Below are 18330 nucleotides of genomic sequence, written 5' to 3' on the forward strand. Positions count from 1 at the left end.
TGAGAGATTATTCACTTTTTATTTTTTTAAATTTATAAATTTAAAGTTTTCAATTATGAACAAAAAGTTTCTAAGTGTGATCCTGTTCAGCGCCTTAATGGTGGGCACTGCAGGAACGTTCACGTCTTGTAAGGACTATGATGACGACATCAAGGACTTGCAGGGACAACTGGACAAGAAAGCTTCACTTGATGACCTGAATGCAAAAGTTGCTACTTTGCAGACAGCTGTAGATGAAGCTAAAACTGCCGCAAACGAAGCCAAGGCCAAAGCTCAGGAAGCTCTGGATAAGGCTGGTTCAAGCGAAGGAGGAGTATCTGAAGCTGATTTAGAGAAATTACAAGATGCTTTGGAAAAAGAAATGGAAAAGCTGGCATCTTTAGAGGTTGTTGATACTAAGATCAAAGAACTGAAGGAGAGTCTGGCAAGTGAGTTTATTTCTGAAGCTGATTTGAAGAAATTGGCTACAGATGTCGAAACTCTGAGTGTTAAAGTTATGGCTTTGATTGGTCACCGATTGACCAGCCTTACGCTGATTCCAACTACGCACATCAACGGCATTCCTTCAATTGAACTGCTGACACTGACGTATACACCGCAGGTTTTTGCTGCCAAGAACTATGCTGACCACGAAGCAGACCCGTCTAAGCACACTGATCGCCCGGTTTTGGACCACACTGCTGTAAAGGGCGCCAAGGCACTCAGCATTTCTACCGAAAAGAATGAGGTAAGCTACAAGATTAGCCCGAGCATCGGTGTGATGAAAGAAGATGTTAAGCTTCCTATGTTTGAATGCTTTACCTCTCAGAACGTAACAAAGGCTGCTCCTGAACTTTCTCAGAACAAGCCTCTCGAAGTTGTAGACTACGATGTAAAAGACGGTGTAATGACTGTTCTTTATAAGAAGAATGCAGATTACGTAGGCAAGAGCATCGGCACAACCGGTAGCGCTCACGGTGAAGGTAAACTTGAAAAGTTCTGGATGGCTTCTCTGAAGACTCCTATTGCTGACAAAAACCTGACAGATGCTGAGAAAGAAGCTGGTAAAGACGTATTTGTAAATTCCGAATACAGCCGTATCGAAGAATCTACTGTATATCCTTATTTGGCTAACAAGAAGATTGACTTCACGAAGGACTTCACGACTGATTTTGCAGACGAAATGCAGGATGGTAAATACGTTCATTATCATGACTCTCTCTGCTTGTATAAATCAGGCAACGAACAATTGGTTGATGTTAAGCAGTCATATGACAGTCCACTTGACTTGAGAACGTTGGTTACTGTATGCTATACTTATACTGACAAACAACACGCTTCTCACAAGGAATTGACGAACTACGCCGACTATGGCCTGGAATTCCGTTTCTCTTTAGCAAAAGCTAAGTATCTGCAAGGTGACCGTAAGACTGACGAACAGGCATTCGGCCGCATCTTGTCTGACGGCTACACGCTGAAGTCTGAAGTTTACGACGTAGAGTTGGGAGATACAGAATATTCCAAGACTTCCATCGGTCGCGAACCTATCATTCGTGCTGAATTGTGGGACAAGAATAATGGCAATATGATTGCTGTACGTTACATCAAGATTCGTTGGACCGGTGAAAAGGATCAAACGATTGCTGCTATTACATTCCCGAACGATACTGTAACTTGCAAGGATATGTTCCAGCAGTTGTTCTCTAAGGAAATGAACGAGAAGATCTATCATATGGTTAAGTTTGACGGTGGTCAGAGTATGAGTAAGACTCAGTTCCACAGCATCTATACAGATATGGAGATCCTTGAACTGAGAAAAGACGGCAAGAAGGTAGATTTGTCTAAATTAGCTGTTTCTAAGGTGGCTACTGACTGGAAAGAAGGTTCTGACAAAGTTGGCAAAGACGGTAAGGAAGCGATTGAAAACAATAAAGACCTTGTATTTGCTTTATTGCACGATGCTGAAGACAATACGTCTTACAACTTAGTTTGGGCTATGAACCCGAAGACTGTTGGTACATTGGCTTACAATGAGTCTACCAAGACTTATGCTTCTACATTCGAAATCGACGTTAAGTACATTGACGAAACTGGTTTGAATGGTGATATCAAGCAGACATTCAAGCAGACAATCGTTGTTCCTGCACAGAAGTTTGCATACCAAGGTACATTCTGGAAGAATGGTAAGGGCGAAGGTGTCTTCAATGTGAATCCGATTGTTTACACTACTGCAAATGACGGTGGAACACAGAAAGACCCGCATGTATATCCGGGTATTACTGACGGTTGTACGCTGAAAGACTATAGCCACATCGAAGCTGACTTGGTTAATGGCTTTGTATACGAACCGACCAAAGAAAAGCCAGCCAACTTGGCTCAATTCATCCAGTATATTCGTGAGTGTGCAGAGGTTAAGTTTATCTTTGACGAAACACGCATGAAAGACCTGACTACTTATCCGCATTTGAAAGACTTTGTCACAAGCGATGACAAAACTCAATTGTGGTATAAGACTAAAGGTACAGCAAAAGACGAAGTCGTAAGTGACAACAGCAACATCGGTAGAACGGATGCAGGAATTAATGATTATAAACAATCTAACGATTTGGCTGCCACTATCAATAACCTGATGGGTGCTGATGTTACAGAAAACAAAAAGAACTTGCCTTGGAATTATGATGAAACATTAGGTAATAGCGTAAATGAATGCTCCAGTATCATCCGTCTCCACGAAAAAGATGACTTGAACGGTACTGATGCCGCCCTCAAGTTGATTGGCAAGGAAGTTCCTGTACAGCTAGTTGTTGCATACAATGAGTTCAATGTTATTCCAGTTCAAGAATTTGAGGTACACTTCATCAACCCGTTGACTATTGACGGTTCTATCAGCGACAACTTCGTTGATGCTGAAATTGACGGTAGCTTCTTGAGCGTTGCCAAGAACTTCACATTCACTGACTGGAATAATAAACCGGTAGCTGCTGCTGTAGCTGACAAGGCCACTGGTGATGAAGTTTATGCACATGCTTTGTATGACTACTATGCCGTACGTGAGGTCAAGTTCTTGACTGATAAGACCACTACCAGCTTGGCTTGGAATGCTGCAACCAGCACTTATGAGCACAAGGAGGGTACTACTGACGGTAAATTGCCGACCAATGCTTCATTGAAGATGATGAATTGGGATGAGTCTACAGACAAGTCAACAGCTAAACCTGTCGATGCTGACCCGACTCACTTGGCATACTTCAACAACCATGGTACACCGGTTAACGTTGACTACAATATGTTCTTGACAGTAAATGTCAACTACAAGTGGGGGGTATTGAGCAAGGATAACCTGAAAGTCATCGTTAAGAAGGCTGCCGGTACACCGAGTGCCAAATAATTAAGAAGAGATTCTTGATATAATTTAATAAAAGGGACGTCCTCTTGCAGGGCGTCCTTTTTTTCAATCTTTCATTTATAAATATCAGATATGAAGAAAATACTATTCATTTTGACTGTGTCAGTTTCACTCATCTGCTTTTCTTCATGTAAGAAGTCAGCAGCTACACATCCTTTTCCAGGCAAATTCGTTACTGAAACCGGTATCCAATTCGACCTTCGAGCCGACTCCACCACCCTGATTCAATATGATGATTCCAGTTCGTACGAGGGTACATGGAAAGTCTATAATCAAGGAGATACACTAAAGTATGCCACTATTGAGTTTGCCGGTTACTTTAACTATTATTATCTGCGTAATGGTAAACTCTATCGCAATGAACATAATATGATACGTCAAGCTCTTGGTGAAGAAATTGAATATCAAGATTAAAACAGAAAATGGCTATTACTATTCCTCTATTCTTTGGATGAGGAAAAGAATAGCCATTTCATATGATAGTCAACCACACATTTCCAATAATAATCGTTTTATGATTATCATCTTATGATTATCGTGATATTTTCCTTATATTTGCGTGTAAACTCAATAATCATATGAAAAATCCATTTGTTACGAACGGCTATGTATCACCGGAATATTTCTGTGACAGAGAGAAAGAAACGGCTAAAATTGTCTCACTTTTGACGAATGAGAACAACATTGCATTGATTTCCCCACGCAGATTAGGCAAAACAGACTTGCTGCGGCATTGTTTTGGACAGCCGGAAATCAAGGAGCATTACCACACTTTCATCATCGATATTTATGCCACAAGCTCTGTACGCGATTTTGTGAATGTTTTCGGCAAGGCTGTACTGGATGAACTACGTCCAAAAGGAAAATCCGTATGGGGTACCTTCTTGAATGTACTGGCCTCCCTTCGTTCCGAAATAACATTCGACATGAATGGACAGCCTACCTGGGGAATCGGTCTGGGAGCTATAACTAATCCCTCTGCAACATTGGATGAGATATTCTCCTATCTGAATAATGCCGGGAAGCCTTGCCTAATCGCCATTGATGAATTCCAGCAAATAACCAAATATGCAGACGATCCCAACATAGAAGCGGCACTACGGACACATATACAACGCTGTTCCAATGCCCACTTTGTCTTCTCCGGGTCCCATAGGCATCTGATGGGGGCAATGTTTACTTCTCCGGCACGTCCATTCTACCAATCGGTTACACTGATAAACCTGCCTCCCATTTCTGTTGATAAATACGCGGAGTTCTGCCTTAGGCACTTTGAGCGAGCAAGCAAACACTTAGATACATTAGTGGTAACAGAGCTATATGAGCGCTTCAATGGTATAACTTCGTATATGCAGAAGGTTATGAACATTTTATTTTCCATGACCGGAACTGGAGAAATATGTATTCCCTCAATGATAGATACTGCCATTAACGACCTTCTGGATTTTTCTGCCGATACCTATGATGCCTTATTATATCAGATGCCCGAAAAGCAACGTATTGTGTTTATGGCAATAGCAGCAGAGGGAAAAGCTAAGGCTATCTCAAGCGGTGACTTTGTACGTAAATACAAGTTGCAATCTGCCAGTTCTGTCTCTTCAGCTGTAAAAGGACTACTGGAAAAAGACTTTATTACGTATGATAAAGGCATTTACCAGGTATATGATCAGTTCTTCCAACTTTGGTTGCAAAGGAATAAGCTTTAATGGTTTCTTTCTTGAATCTTATATTCATTCTATAAACAATTTAGAAATGAGTAGAGATGCAGCAGGCTTTGCAAAATATAATTATAAGACTAAAGTAAATACCTTCAATATGGTTCCAACGGATAAAATGTTGTAGCAAATCATTGTTGTTTGAAGGATAATAACTATCTTTGTTCTAAAGACTCGAAATATGGATAGTAAAGTAACCTTATTGGATTGAGATGTCAGATTATGATTTGGAAACAGCGAATGCAATGCTGCTTACAGGCCGTTATCTCTATGTCGGTTCATGTGCCATCAAACAATAGAGAAAATTCTCAAAGCATATTGGACTAATTGCTTAATGGAAGTTCCTCTAAAGATACATTCACTATCCAGACTTGCGGAGAGAACGGGATTGGACAAGCAATTGTCGGAGGAGCAGTTAGCCTTTATAGACAAACTTGAACCTCTTAATATAGAAGCCCGTTACCCCTCTTATAAAGAAAGATTAATGAAGAGCTTAACCAAAGAATACTGTGCTGAACTTTTGAGCCAAACTAAAGAGTTGCAATTATGGATAAAGAACAAGCTATAAACCTTGCCAAACGCTATAAGGAAATGGTAGCGGAGAAGTCCATTAAAGGCCCTTTATCTTTATGGTTCGTACAGTAAAGGAAATTATAGAGCAGACAGCGATATAGATATTGCTGTGATAGTAGAACGCCTGGATGACGATTATTTTAAAGATACTCCTCTATTGTGGAAACTTAGACGCAAGATAAGTAACCTTATAGAGCCAGTCCTGCTTACAGAAGATATGGACAATCCTCTTTATTGTGATATTAGAAAAACTGGAATTCTAATACAATGAAGTCTTGTTTATCACATGCCATCTATTTCTATAATTTATATTCTTTTTTACTTCCAACGCATATTCTTCTCCTAAATCTTCGTACCATACCAAGTACTGCGAAATACATACCTGAGCGTTTTTCTCTTACTTATTCCCTTCTTCATCCAATCCCTATCATGACTTAAACATTTTTCTCTTGCAGCAATAATCACTTGATATTGCAAAAAATGAGGAATATGAAATCATTGTATTTGCAGCTATAATTGTATATACTTGTAAGATAAACCTTTTATAAATAAATTGGAAATGAATAGAAATGAAATTACCTTACAAGAGATGTTCTCCTCAGTCATCAAGGAACTCCGGGAAGGCGGCAGGTGGGGGACGGCACACATCTACCAGTCAGCGGTGAATGCATTCTCGGCATTCACCAAATGGCAGCCGATGCCCATGCGCAAGTTGAGCCCGACCGTACTGAAGAGATTCGAAAACTTCCTCAGGCAGAGGAACTGCAGTTGGAACACCGTATCCACCTACATCAAGACGGTACGCTCGGTGTATAACCGGGCGGTGGACAGAAAGTACATACGGTATGTACCCAGACTGTTCGAGCATGTGTATACCGGCACACGGGCGGACAGGAAGAAGGCGCTCGAGGCATCAGACATCAGCAGCCTGGTAAGGGAGACGGAAAGGAGCCTGCAAGGAGGGGCGCTCCCAAACGCCCAGCAGAGAACAAGGATTTTCTTCGTACTCATGTTCATGCTCAGGGGGATACCTTTCGTAGACCTGGCGTACCTGCACAAAAGGGACCTGCAGGGGAATGTACTGTCTTACAGAAGACGGAAGACGGGACGGGCGCTGACCGTGTCACTCACACCCGAGGCCATGCAGATGGTCAGGATGGTGGCGAACAGGAACCCCGACTCCCCCTATCTGTTCCCCATCCTGCAGAGCGAGGAAGGCACGGAAGCAGCATACCGGGAATACCAGTCAGCACTCAGGGGATTCAACCAGCGGCTGGCAGTACTCAGGCAGTGCCTGGGAATGCAGTCGGCACTCAGCACCTATTCGGCCAGACACACCTGGGCCACAATGGCTTACCATTGCGAGATACACCCCGGAATCATATCGGAAGCCATGGGGCACTCCTCCATCACGGTGACGGAAACCTATCTGAAGCCTTTCAGCAACAGAAAGATTGACGAGGCCAACCAGAGGGTAATTTCTTTTGTAAGAAGCGGAGCGTGTACAGTATAAAAGACGTTACTTCTTTTGATAGGATAGAATAGATTTGTCGCACATTTTCCAGAATCTTCAAAATGAGTTTTGAGGAACGGAATGGCGTTGTCTTTACGGAGCTCCAATCGGTGCTATCAATATACTGTCATTCAACCTTTTGAACTGAAAAATACACACTTTCATTCTTTGAAAGCCTCATTTCATCACTTTCCCACTGTCATCTTTCTGGACTTCCAATCCTCTTTCCAATATCCTAACGGGCTGATTTTTACTATTTTGAACAAACCCCACCTATTTTATCCTTATTCCTTGATTATTAATGGAATTAACAGGATTTCATTACCTGCGAAGTAACGGAATTTTTTAACAAAAGCATTATGGGAAAAGGAATGCCAGAAATGAGAAATTATTCACTTTTTATTTTTTTAAATTTATAAATTTAAAGTTTTCAATTATAAACAAAAAGTTTCTAAGTGTGATCCTGTTCATTGCCTTAATGGTTGGTACTGCAGGTACATTTGTTTCTTGTAAGGATTATGATGATGACATCGAAAACTTACAGAAGCAAATTGATGAAAACGCTAAGGCTATAGATCAGATTAATAAGCTGATTTCAGACGGTAGCGTAATAACAGGGGTAGTCAAGGGAGCAAATGGCATCACTATTACTCTTAGCAATGGTAATTCTTATGAAATTACCAATGGCTCAAATGGCACAAATGCTGCAGTATGGAGCATCGGAGAGGATGGCTATTGGTATAAAGATGACGTAAAACAGGCTTATAAAGCCATTGGCGAAAAAGGTGGTGATGGTTGCTACTATAAGCCTAATGAAACAACTGGGAACTTTGACATCTACAATGCTGATGGTACCTTAAAGGAATCTACCAATATCTCTTGGAAAGGTACGGGCATTACAGCTGTAGAGGATGGCAATGATGTGATTCTATACAATGTGACAAAGGCTGATGGAACGACAGGCAGTGTTACAATTTCAAAGACCAACAATTTGCGTAGCTTGGTTTTCATCCCGCAAGTGTATGTTGATGGTGTGCAGGGGTTGACTTATGATTCCTATGCTTATAAAGCACTGACTTTATCTGAAAAAGATTCTAAATCGGAAAAAACGACAGCTGCAGCTACCAGCACCACTATCAATCCGGTTGTCTATGCCGAATATCATGTAAATCCGGCCAATGCCAACGTTAATGAACTGAAAGACAAACTTTCATTCATGGTGAAACCGAACGTGGATTATATCAGTTCACGTGCTGCTGCTTCCAATGATTTTGCAATGACTCCCGAATTCGTTTCCTTTACGGACGGTATTTTGAAGGTCAAAGTCAATATCAAGGGAATAGCCGCTACAGAAGAAAAGATTTCTGTGTTTGCATTGAATGTAGAGAAAGAAAATGGTGAAGATGTTACTTCTGATTATGCTACAGTATTCAAGAAAGATTTGAGTGACTTGGCTATCGCTGACCCGGCTGCCGAAGCTGCAAAGAAAGGTATCGCTGATAAAGACGAGCACTATAGAACTAAAATTGCTGCTGTAGATGCTGACGCATACAATCAAAAGGTTGTTTGGGCAGAAGGAATTACTGAGGCAGAATCTAAAACATACTGTGATACCATTGTTGTTTACAACCAAAGCTTAGACTTGACGAAATGTGTAGAAGCTCATGAATTGGCATGTGAAGGTGGTGACAAAATCAAGGTTGCTGATTTGGAGAAACTTGGCCTGAGCTTTGCTTTTGATGTGGTAAAGAACTATAAGGTAGGTAATCCTGTAACCGATCAGGCAGACTTCGTGACTTTGGCTGATGGCGTTTTGACCCCGAAAGTGTATGAAACCGAAGGCCGTGCAGCTATTGGCCGTACTCCTATCGTACGTGTTCGTTTGATGGATGGCGAGAACCTTGTAAAGGTAGCTTACATCAAGGTATTCATTGCAGATGAGACAAGCGCTCCTGTTACTAACCAATATGAACTGACTATCGAAAACTTCAAGTATGATTGCGATGATGCTGCAGCTTCAAAACTGTCAACAGTTAAGGATATGAACGTTCAGGTATACAATGAAATCGGTTTGAGTAAAGAACAATTCCACGCAACTTATCCGTATTTCTACGACTATGGTGCAAACCAGACTCCGGCAGATTTGGGTACTTGTGAAGAAACAACAGATGCAGAAACTCAAGCTACTCACGTAATCAAATGGACTATCTCTAAAGACGCTTTGTGGGAAAATGCCAGCAAGCAGCTGACTCACCGTGTAAGATATTATGCAGGTGAAAATCAAACAGGTGCTTATGTTGAATTGGTACTGAAAGCTACGGTAGAAGATATCCAGAAGTCTTACAATGTAGCAAAAGCCGACTTCATCTCCAACTATTGGGATGCAGACAAAACTTATACCAAGTTTAATGTTGCCGTACCAAGTAGCACGACAGATGCTGACCCAACTCACTGTACATTTGTTAATGATTTGAATTCTCCGTTCACAACTTGGGCAAAGAATAGTACGGAAGGAACTCCGGGCGTACTGAAACTTGACAAAGCAGTGACTGGTATAGAATACTTCTTCTGCGCTGATGACATCAAGAATATCACTAAGATTGGTGATATTAATGTAGTCTTCACAACAGATGCAGATGGTACGACATTATACGCTACAGTAGGCGGCGTAAAAGAAGAGATAGCTGTTATTAACAATGCTGGTTCTACCGCTCCTAACACTGTAACCTATAACAAGAATAGTGCTATTGCCAAGCAATTGTTGAATACTGGCGCTATGTACACTTATATTGGTGCTACTGGTCGTGTATGCGATGATGAGACTAAGGTAGTTACTATTACATTTGATAATGAAGATCACTTCCAGGCTAATTTCATCCGTCCGGTCAACATTGCTGAACAAGCTGCTGATAACTTCATCGACGCTGTTGACTTTGGTGAAAAGGGTTCATTCATCCGCTTGGAAGACTTGATTGCTCCTTACGACTGGCGTGATCGCTACTTCAGTGACTATGCTAATTACTGGGGCTTCTACGGACCATTCACAATTACTGCCGATGTGGATAATGCAGAATGTGACTTGAACGGTGTTCGTCAGGCTGTTCCTGTAACGGTAGAGTTGAAAGCTAACACAAATACCACAATGGGTAGCGGTGATGATGCTAAGACTTCTCAGTATGGTTTCATCACTTACAAGAACAATGGTACTAAAGTTTCAGCATTCAATATCTACGTTAAAGTTACCGTAGAATATGGTTGGGGTACCATCAAGACTGATTTCATTACAGTTCCTGTAAGCTCTACTATCACTAATAACTAAAAGTAAACAAGTTATTAGAAGATAATAAATAAAAGAGTGGATATAGTCTTACAAAAGATTATATCCACTCTTCTTTTATAGTGCCTCCAATAATAAACCAACTGTCAGAACAAGTCTTGACTATTACACGTTGTTAAACACTTCCCAGTACCCCGATGTTCTACTGCCAATCCGAGTTATCAGTCCCTCCCGTTTAAGCAGCACTATTCTATTTTTTATTGTTCTCTCAGAAAGTTTTAGCACTTCACTCAACTGTCCAATGGTTATATATGGATCTTGTATAATTGCTTCCAATGTACTTTGGGCAATCTTTGGGCAATCTTTGGGCAACATTAGTTTCATCCTGCCCCATATTACTCAGTGATGTTCCGGTATTGTCCTTCATTCTGACTACATTACCGCATCCTTCATGTACGGGTATGAACATGAGGAAGTAACTGCGTTCCTCATCGGTTTCGATAGAAGCACGTGGTGAACCGTTTTTAGCCAGCCCATCTTGGATTGTAGGAATTCCGGTGCAGCGACCTTCTGTCAAGTCCAATTCTTTCAAGAAATCCCGATTACTTTCCACTTTATTACGATGCAGCAGGTCTTCTATGTTTATTGGCAGTGACATATAGTGTTCAATTATTTAATTCCACCAATGAGTATAGTCAGTATGGTGTATTCGTATTGCAATTTTCAATGCGAAGTTTCTCGCAAATATAAGAAATATATTCGTCTCCCTTATATTCATCTAATTTATTTATATTGCAGAATAAACCTTTTATAAATAAATTGGAAATGAATAGAAATGAAATTACCTTACAAGAGATATTCTCCTCAGTCATCGGGGAACTCCGGGAAGGCGGCAGGTGGGGGACGGCACACATCTACCAGTCAGCGGTGAATGCATTCTCGGCATTCACCAAATGGCAGCCGATGCCCATGCGCAGGCTGAGCCCGACCGTACTGAAGAGATTCGAAAACTACCTCAGGCAGAGGAACTGCAGTTGGAACACCGTATCCACCTACATCAAGACGGTACGCTCGGTGTATCATCGGGCGGTGGACAGAAAGTACATACGGTATGTACCCAGACTGTTCGAGCATGTATATACCGGCACACGGGCGGACAGGAAGAAGGCGCTCGAGGCATCCGACATCAGCAGCCTGGTAAGGGAGACGGAAAGGAGCCTGCAAGGAGGGACGCTCCCAAACACACAGCAGAGAACAAGGATTTTCTTCGTACTCATGTTCATGCTCAGGGGCATACCCTTCGTGGACCTGGCGTACCTGCACAAAAGGGACTTGCAGGGGAATGTGCTGTCTTACAGAAGGCGGAAGACGGGACGGGCGCTGACCGTGTCACTCACACCCGAAGCCATGCAGATGGTCAGGATGGTGGCGAACAGGAACCCCGACTCCCCCTATCTGTTTCCCATCCTGCAGAGCGAGGAAGGCACGGAAGCCGCATACCGGGAATACCAGTCGGCACTCAGGGGATTCAACCAGCGGCTGGCAGTACTCAGGCAGTGCCTGGGAATGCAGTCGGCACTCAGTACCTATGCAGCCAGACACACCTGGGCCACAATGGCCTACCATTGCGAGATACACCCCGGAATCATATCGGAAGCCATGGGGCACTCCTCCATCACGGTGACGGAAACCTATCTGAAGCCTTTTAGCAACAGAAAGATTGACGAGGCCAATCAAAGGGTAATTTCTTTTGTAAGAAGCGGAGCGTGTACAGTATAAAAGACGTTACTTCTTTTGATAGGATAGAATAGATTTGTCGCACATTTTCCGGAATCTTCAAAATGAGTTTTGAAGAACGGAATGGTGTTGTCTTTACGGAGCTCTAATCGGTGCTATCAATATACTGTCATTCAAGCCTTTGAACCGAAAAATATACACTTTCATCCTTTAAAAGCCTCATTTCATCCCTTTCCCACTGTCATCTTTCTGGACTTCCAATCCTCTTTCCAATATCCCAACGGACTGATTTTTACTATTCCAAACAAAACCGGTCTATTTTCTCCTTATTCCCTGATTATTAACGAAATTAACAGGATTTCATTACCTGCGAAGTAACGGAATACTTAGTAACAAAAGAAGTATGCGAAAGGGATTCAAAATGAGAGATTATTCACTTTTTATTTTTTTAAATTTATAAATTTAAAGTTTTCAATTATGAACAAGAAGTTTCTAAGTGTGATCCTGTTCAGTGCCTTAATGGTGGGTACTGCAGGTACTTTCACGTCTTGTAAGGACTATGATGACGACATCGAGAACTTACAAGGACAGATTACCTCTAACAAAGATGCTATTGCTGCTTTAGAGAGCCAAATCAAAAGCGGTGAATGGGTGTCCAGCGTGACATCTACAACCAATGGTATTGTTGTTACTTTGGGTAATGGAACCAGCTACACTATCACTAATGGTGAAAAAGGTGAAGCAGGTAAAGACGGTGTGACTCCGAAAATTGCAGTGAACAATGACAAAATCCAAGTAAGCTATGACAATGGCACTACTTGGACTGATCTTATTTCACTGGAAGACTTGAAGGGTGAAGCAGGTGACGCTGCTGCAACTCCGACTTTCTCTGTAGGAGAAGACGGCCATATCTACGTACAATATGGTGAAGACGGTGAAAAGACGGATTTGGGCGTTTCTACCGGTGGTATCTACTATGTAGAAGATGGCGTGAAGCTGACTATCCACATCCCGAACAAAGATGGCGAGTACGAAGACATCGTATTGCCGAGAGCTGCTTCCATCTCCAGTATCAAGGCTGTAACAGTAAGTTCAGCTGCTGTATTGTCGGAAGGTGCCGACATCGAGTTGACTTATGGTAAGGCTGCTGACAATGGTAAGTATTTTGATGGAACTGCTTTCAAGAAAGGCGACATCCTGCTTCCTTCTAAAGAAGCAAAGAATGTAATCAGCGCCCAGGTTAATCCGACCATTGCCGATGCTACGGTCTATAATTTCTACTTGGCCAACTCTAAAGGAAGCTCCATCTTCACTTTGTCTGAAGCAACTCCCAATATGACAGAAGAGCCTTTGACAAGAGTTGCTACAGCCAATAAGGGTATCTATGATATGGGTATTACTTTTGTAAGTGGTGTGACTGAAGCACAAATTAAGGCTGCTAAGGGTGCTTACGCTATCGCTACAAAAGATGCTTATGACAATGAAGTGTTGTCTAGTTATGATGTAACGGTTGATGTGAAAACAGCAACAACTACCACTCTTGATGTAACTGCAACTACACAAGAAGTTGAAATCAACAAAGAACTCGACTTGAATGACTGTGTAGATATGAAAAATGTAATCGATGTGCAATATTATTTTGCAACAAACCAGACAGCTGCTGTTGATGCTGCTAAGGCTACGATTACAGGTACTAAGATTAAAGGTGAAGTTGCAAATAAGACTGTCGTTGTAAGTGTTAAATATCTGACTTACGACGGTGAGGTTAAAGACGCAACTAAAACTATCACTGTTAAGTTCATCAATCCTGCTACAGAAAATGCCTTTACTCAAACATTGGTATTGAATGCAGACGCTTCTAAGAATGTATTGACATTCGATGTAACCAGCTTGATTGGTAATACTACATCAAGTGCTCCTAGCTTCTTCACCAACATCGGTAATGCTAAGTTTACTGCTGCTGCTAAGGACAAGAACAGCAATACAGACAAAGCTAAGGGAAATGATGCTGTAGGTATCACTGCACCGGTTGCTGTTGCTACTGCAGATGCTTCTACTACTCCGAACGGTTACTACAAGCATACGCTGACTTACAGAGTGAATAATGCTACAGTTATTCCTGGAACTTACGAAGCAGAATTGACTTATGGTTCAAGTCCGGTTAACACCGTTAAGCTGACTTTGATTGTAGAAGAAAATGTAGCTTCTTATGACTTCAAGCCGTTGGATCTGTACTTCACCGGTACTAATGCTACTGCTTATGGTACTCCTGCTAAAAGCAAAATTACTTATAACTTGAAGGGTCTGTTCGGTATCACAACTTGGGATAACATCGCATTTACTGAAACTGTTCCTGAAAGCTATAAGGATGCAGACGGTATTCAATGGACTGCTAATGCTTGGTTGGCTGATGCTACATCGGGAGACATCACAGTAGATAAGGTTGCTACGAAGAATGAAGCTACTAAGACTGGTAACTTCGGTGGTGCATACGAAGCCCGTTCTCTGAAAGCTACTTACACTCCGTATGCTAACAAGAACTTGACTGCCACTGCATACGACTTCACTCTGACAATCAAATCTTCTGTATTCGAAGGTTCACTGAATTATGTGAAGAAGGTTAAGAATGAATACGTTACAGGCGACAATAAGACTATCAATGTAGCAGCAGCGAATGCAAAAGCAACTCTGAAAGCAGAAGAAATCCGTGGTATTACTAAGACCAATGTTATATACTTCGGTAACTCTCACTTGACTGATGCTTATGTAGCAAGCGTCTCTGTTGCTTTGGAAGGTGATGCTGCTAAACAATATCTGGATTTGGCAGGTGACTTTACAAATGATGATGTCACTATCACTCCGAAAGCTAACGTAACTATCCCAGGTGATGGTAAGACAGTTACTTGCTACGTTCGTGTAAGTGTTGTTGACGAATGGGGTAAGACCAAGACTGTTGACGTACCTGTGGTACTGCAATAATTCAAGAATAAGCAATTCTCTATCGAGAGAACCTTATAATTAAAACTAAAGAATCCCCGGCTTATGGAAGTCGGGGATTTTTTTGGGTATCTGAAAGATAGGTAGGATTTATTTACGCCACGTCCAGATTCTGGCACTCCAGGTAGTAGTATGGGGTTCATATTCAACCCTATAAAAACAAAAGGGGAATGGGTACTCACCATCAAAGACGGCAGACAATCCAGCCGCGAATCCGCAACCCACTCCATGACAATGCACCTGCACCTATCGAGGTCATTGTAGAAAAGTTAATCCAACGGCATAAAAAAGAGGTCCGGAAGGCGTGCATTAAAAAGTTCCGAAGTACTTAAAGAAAAGACTACAGGAATGAAGAGAAAAGCTGGCAAGTATTAAATAAAAAGATTGTCCCAAGGTTGCGGATGCCCGTCCCAAGGCTTGGGATAGACGTCCGCAACCTTGGGACATATATCCGCAAGCTGCGAAGAAAGTTCTATAACAAACTGTTTCTTTAGAAAAGATACGCCGCAGACACCTGCCAAGTCTTATTCTTGGCACCGAAAGCCTTACCCGCCTCCTCCCACGTAAATGAGTCGCCCATCGGGAGCTGATAGGTCACGCCAACCTGGAGATGCTTCAGCAGCTTCACACCGGCACCCAAATTAAGTGCCACTTGAGCCTTCTTGCGGTCTACGTAATCCTTCTTCTTGAAGTCGAAGAAGAAATCAGGACCGGCTGCCACATAAATACCCAACAAGCTACCCAAGCCAATGGTATATTTCAGATTTACGGGTACTTCAAGTCCTGTTTGCTTCACCTCGTCCTTGCCGCGCTGGGAAAACAGCAAAGCACCGTCAACACCCAAGCCTACAATGGGAATGGTAAACTCAGCCATCGGACCAATAAAGAAACCGGTAGAATTATCCTTGTTTCCCTTATATCCGCCATCCCAATCTATTTTCGTCATATTCACACCACCCTTAACACCCCACTTCAATAGTTGGGCCTGAGCAGGCATAGCCATAAGCATACAGCATACAGCTATCATGAAAGCACTAAAAATCTTTTTCATAATCAATTGTGTTTAATATTACGGGACAAATATATGCAAATTCTTCCTAAAGAAACAACATATGTCAGCATTTGTTCATTTACGAGAACAATGAATCACAAAACGCATTACCTTTGCAACCTGAATCAAAGAAAGATACCACACAGATAAAATAAAAAGCTATGATAAAAATCAGAAAGACGCAACCCACAGACATTGCAATCCTTATGGACATCTTTGAACAAGCGAAGCACATCATGCGGAAAGACGGAAATATGCTGCAGTGGAGAGGCAACTACCCTTCCAGGGAAATCGTCATAGCAGACATCGAACAAGGAAACAGCTATGTGTGCACCGACGATACCGAAGAAATTATCGGAACCTTCGCCTTTATCCGTGGAAACGACCCCACATATACGCATATCTATGAAGGAAAATGGGTGGAAGATACGCTTCCTTACGGCGTCATTCACCGGCTGGCAAGTACAGAACACAGCAAAGGAGTGGCCAATGCCTGCCTGCAATGGTGCTACGAACAAATACCCAACCTACGTGCAGATACCCACCGGGACAATCATATCCTGCAATACATACTGAAGAAGCACGGATTCAAATATTGCGGCATCATCCTTCTGGCCAATGGAGACGAACGGCTGGCATTCCAAAAAGTAGAAGGATAGACAAGGAAACCACGAATCTTTCATTTAAAGGAGTTATCAGCCGACAAGTCGGCTTAGGAGTTAAAGCCAATACTCGTGCGTATGTATTCACAGAAGTATCGGCTTTAACTTCTTCAACTCCTGACGGAGCGGAGCGAAGTGATAACTCCTCCAATTCCTTTAAATGAAAGAACCGGGCAAGAAAACTCAAATAATCATAACCCTTCAAACATTATCTGCCATATAATTGTATATATAGCAGGTTTCCACAATGTTGTGGAAAACAAAAACAAGATAACATATGAAGGATTATAAACGTATGACAGTCGGCGAAATCGTAGCCGACAACTTCAACAATGCCGGGATATTTGATAAATATGGCATTGATTTCTGCTGCCATGGTTCCGCACTGCTTCCCGAAGCCAGTAAAACTGCCGGAGCCGATATGGAGAAGGTGATAGAAGAAATAGAGCATCTGGCTCCGACAACCTCCGAAAATATTGATTTCAAGAGTTGGCCTCTGGACTTATTGGTGGACTATATTCTCAAAATCCACCACCGTAATATCCGTACACAAGGTCCCGAGATTGAAGAACTGCTGGATAAAATATGTCGCGTACACGGTGAAAAACATCCGTCACTCTACAATGTGCAGGCTCTCTTTCATGATTCCCTCTCCGACCTCAATGCCCATCTCAACAAAGAGGAACTGGTACTGTTTCCCTACATCTATGAGATGGTAAAGGCTAAGCTGGAAAATACTCCCCTGCCCGAATTCCACTGTGGAAGCATCGAAGCTCCCATATCCGTCATGATGGCAGAACATGACATTGAAGGAGAACGCTATCGCCACATAGAGCATCTGACCAACGACTATACAGCTCCAGAAGATGCCTGCAACAGTTACCGCCTCGTACTCCAACAGCTTAAAGCATTTGAAGAGGCCTTGCACCAGCACATCCATCTGGAAAATAATATCGTTTTCCCACGCTCCATCAAAATGGAAGCAAAATTAAGAGAACAGCCATGACACAAATCAGAATCAAACGGGTATATGAAGAACCCGATGCAACAGACGGCTACCGTGTATTGGTGGACCGGCTGTGGCCTCGCGGCATAAAAAAGGAACATCTGAAATACGATGTCTGGGAAAAGGATATTACCCCTTCACCTGAATTAAGAAAATGGTTTCACGAAGACCAAGCGGAACACTGGGAGGGGTTTGCAGCCATGTATCGCAAGGAACTGGAAAATTCGGAAGCCGCCCTTAGGTTCATTGACACCATAAAACACCACCATACCATAACCTTACTATATGCTTCCAAAGCACCGATATACAACCATGCACGCATCCTGCAACGGTTTCTGCAGGAGCACTTAGACTAATTACTCACAATCTTTACAGTAAAAGCAAAGATGAACTGTAACTCTGGAAAGGCTGTTC

Annotated in this window: 14 protein-coding genes and 1 pseudogene; 12 read left to right on the forward strand and 3 right to left on the reverse strand. The window is 42.2% G+C overall.

From position 1 onward, the window contains the following. Positions 1-55 precede the first annotated feature (55 nt). The 7 genes and pseudogenes from ACESTD_RS06070 (at position 56) to ACESTD_RS06100 (ending at position 10505) form a co-directional block, all read left to right on the forward strand. Positions 56-3367, forward strand: a complete 3312-nt coding sequence (locus ACESTD_RS06070) for a hypothetical protein (protein WP_195289137.1) — start codon at positions 56-58, stop codon at positions 3365-3367. Between the two features lie 90 nt (positions 3368-3457). Further along, on the forward strand, positions 3458-3799 hold the full coding sequence (locus tag ACESTD_RS06075; RefSeq protein ID WP_005825747.1) for a hypothetical protein: 342 nt from the start codon (positions 3458-3460) through the stop codon (positions 3797-3799). A 164-nt stretch (positions 3800-3963) separates the two neighbouring features. Next, positions 3964-5091: an ATP-binding protein gene (locus ACESTD_RS06080; RefSeq protein WP_005825750.1), complete on the forward strand. Its 1128-nt coding sequence runs from the start codon at positions 3964-3966 to the stop codon at positions 5089-5091. A gap of 289 nt (positions 5092-5380) precedes the next feature. Beyond that, positions 5381-5668 carry a HEPN domain-containing protein gene (locus tag ACESTD_RS06085; protein WP_227980258.1) on the forward strand — a complete coding sequence of 96 codons (288 nt, stop codon included), beginning with the start codon at positions 5381-5383 and terminating at the stop codon, positions 5666-5668. A gap of 96 nt (positions 5669-5764) precedes the next feature. Beyond that, positions 5765-5944, forward strand: a pseudogene (locus ACESTD_RS06090) (nucleotidyltransferase domain-containing protein); the annotation flags it as partial. Between the two features lie 288 nt (positions 5945-6232). Then, positions 6233-7186: a tyrosine-type recombinase/integrase gene (locus ACESTD_RS06095; RefSeq protein ID WP_373159066.1), complete on the forward strand. Its 954-nt coding sequence runs from the start codon at positions 6233-6235 to the stop codon at positions 7184-7186. Between the two features lie 457 nt (positions 7187-7643). Further along, positions 7644-10505, forward strand: a complete 2862-nt coding sequence (locus ACESTD_RS06100) for a PL29 family lyase N-terminal domain-containing protein (protein WP_373159067.1) — start codon at positions 7644-7646, stop codon at positions 10503-10505. A 123-nt stretch (positions 10506-10628) separates the two neighbouring features. Here the strand turns inward: ACESTD_RS06100 and ACESTD_RS06105 are convergent, their stop codons facing one another. After that, positions 10629-10847 carry a winged helix-turn-helix transcriptional regulator gene (locus ACESTD_RS06105; protein ID WP_080597300.1) on the reverse strand — a complete coding sequence of 73 codons (219 nt, stop codon included), beginning with the start codon at positions 10845-10847 and terminating at the stop codon, positions 10629-10631. After that, positions 10750-11121 (reverse strand): hypothetical protein, encoded by a 372-nt coding sequence (locus ACESTD_RS06110; protein ID WP_005833603.1) that lies wholly within the window; start codon positions 11119-11121, stop codon positions 10750-10752. Before ACESTD_RS06110 ends, ACESTD_RS06105 begins: the two co-directional genes overlap by 98 nt. 167 nt (positions 11122-11288) lie before the next feature. Here ACESTD_RS06110 and ACESTD_RS06115 point away from each other — a divergent pair, with 167 nt between their 5' ends. Together ACESTD_RS06115 and ACESTD_RS06120 are read left to right on the forward strand one after the other, a co-directional pair. Further along, on the forward strand, positions 11289-12242 hold the full coding sequence (locus ACESTD_RS06115; RefSeq protein WP_373159068.1) for a tyrosine-type recombinase/integrase: 954 nt from the start codon (positions 11289-11291) through the stop codon (positions 12240-12242). A gap of 435 nt (positions 12243-12677) precedes the next feature. Continuing rightward, positions 12678-15179 carry a PL29 family lyase N-terminal domain-containing protein gene (locus ACESTD_RS06120; RefSeq protein ID WP_373158798.1) on the forward strand — a complete coding sequence of 834 codons (2502 nt, stop codon included), beginning with the start codon at positions 12678-12680 and terminating at the stop codon, positions 15177-15179. 508 nt (positions 15180-15687) lie between these two features. On the opposite strand, the gene ACESTD_RS06125 is transcribed toward ACESTD_RS06120, so the two are convergent. Further along, positions 15688-16248: a porin family protein gene (locus tag ACESTD_RS06125; RefSeq protein ID WP_005824451.1), complete on the reverse strand. Its 561-nt coding sequence runs from the start codon at positions 16246-16248 to the stop codon at positions 15688-15690. A 161-nt stretch (positions 16249-16409) separates the two neighbouring features. Here ACESTD_RS06125 and ACESTD_RS06130 point away from each other — a divergent pair, with 161 nt between their 5' ends. The 3 genes from ACESTD_RS06130 to ACESTD_RS06140 all read left to right on the forward strand — a co-directional run bounded on the left by ACESTD_RS06130 (position 16410) and on the right by ACESTD_RS06140 (position 18272). Then, positions 16410-16907, forward strand: coding sequence for a hypothetical protein (locus ACESTD_RS06130; RefSeq protein WP_008661945.1), 498 nt, complete (start codon positions 16410-16412; stop codon positions 16905-16907). Positions 16908-17187: 280 nt separating this feature from the next. Beyond that, positions 17188-17916, forward strand: a complete 729-nt coding sequence (ric, locus tag ACESTD_RS06135) for an iron-sulfur cluster repair di-iron protein (RefSeq protein ID WP_195288539.1) — start codon at positions 17188-17190, stop codon at positions 17914-17916. Then, a complete protein-coding gene (locus tag ACESTD_RS06140) occupies positions 17913-18272 on the forward strand; it encodes a DUF488 domain-containing protein (RefSeq protein WP_005824440.1) in 360 nt (119 codons plus the stop codon). The genes ric and ACESTD_RS06140 overlap by 4 nt, the downstream gene beginning before the upstream one ends. Positions 18273-18330 lie beyond the last annotated feature (58 nt).

The organism is Bacteroides sp. AR20 (assembly GCF_964250605.1).
Lineage (GTDB): Bacteria > Bacteroidota > Bacteroidia > Bacteroidales > Bacteroidaceae > Bacteroides > Bacteroides uniformis.